This window comes from Mesorhizobium sp. M2A.F.Ca.ET.039.01.1.1 (genome assembly GCF_003998035.1).
GTDB lineage: Bacteria > Pseudomonadota > Alphaproteobacteria > Rhizobiales > Rhizobiaceae > Mesorhizobium.
The window spans coordinates 1-680 of sequence record NZ_RZRY01001390.1 but is presented as its reverse complement, the minus strand read 5'-3'; the positions used below and the strand labels follow the sequence as shown (position 1 = coordinate 680).

Annotated in this window: 1 protein-coding gene; it reads left to right on the top strand. The window is 59.7% G+C overall.

Going from position 1 to position 680, the window contains the following annotated elements:
• A partial coding sequence (locus EOA24_RS40035) for a hypothetical protein (RefSeq protein WP_210213665.1) occupies window positions 1–425 on the top strand: 425 nt, incomplete at its 5' end.
• Window positions 426–680 lie beyond the last annotated feature (255 nt).

Genomic DNA, 680 nt, shown 5'->3' with positions numbered 1-680 from the left:
TTTTTCTCCCGCGGGACCGGGACAGTGTTGCTATGCGGGAGGAGCCGAACCACTCGGAGCAGTCGATGCCGATCCAACTTGTGTGCAGCAGCAAGGGCAAGGCACGAGAGGCGGACGCAGTCGTGGATCTGATCGCGGCGCACCGCCGCGCCATTTCAGAACTGGAGTGTCTCGGGAAACGTTTGATGCACGCCGAAGAGGCCGAGGCGCAGCTGATCGGGCCACGGCTTTTTGGCGAACGAAACGGTTATTCGACGGCAGGCAGCGATGGCGCCGGTGGCCGATGTTGGCGAGCTGAAATGAAGGCCGCATATTTCGCGCGGCTCATCTTCCTTCGGACAAAGCTGGCAAGAGGATGGCGGCCCTTGAGAATAAGGGGATACAGCCTGAGTAGATCAGCGGGGAATGTGATTTCGTCGCCATGACGCGCACAAGAAACTTCCACTGGCTACGCATGGTAGGTGACCGCGGATTCGCCGCGTCGAGGGCAATTGCGGAGCTCGACCGGATAGGCGCTGCCAATCGGAGACTTCAGCGGATCTTGCGCTTGCGCTGGCAACCGATCAGATTGCCGCTGACTTGGATTATCAGACGAGATATGCGACGGGCGGTTGCCAAGTTGATTGCAGCTGAGCCCACGAACGCGCCGGACGCTTGCGATAAGATACTTGGTGTCGCAG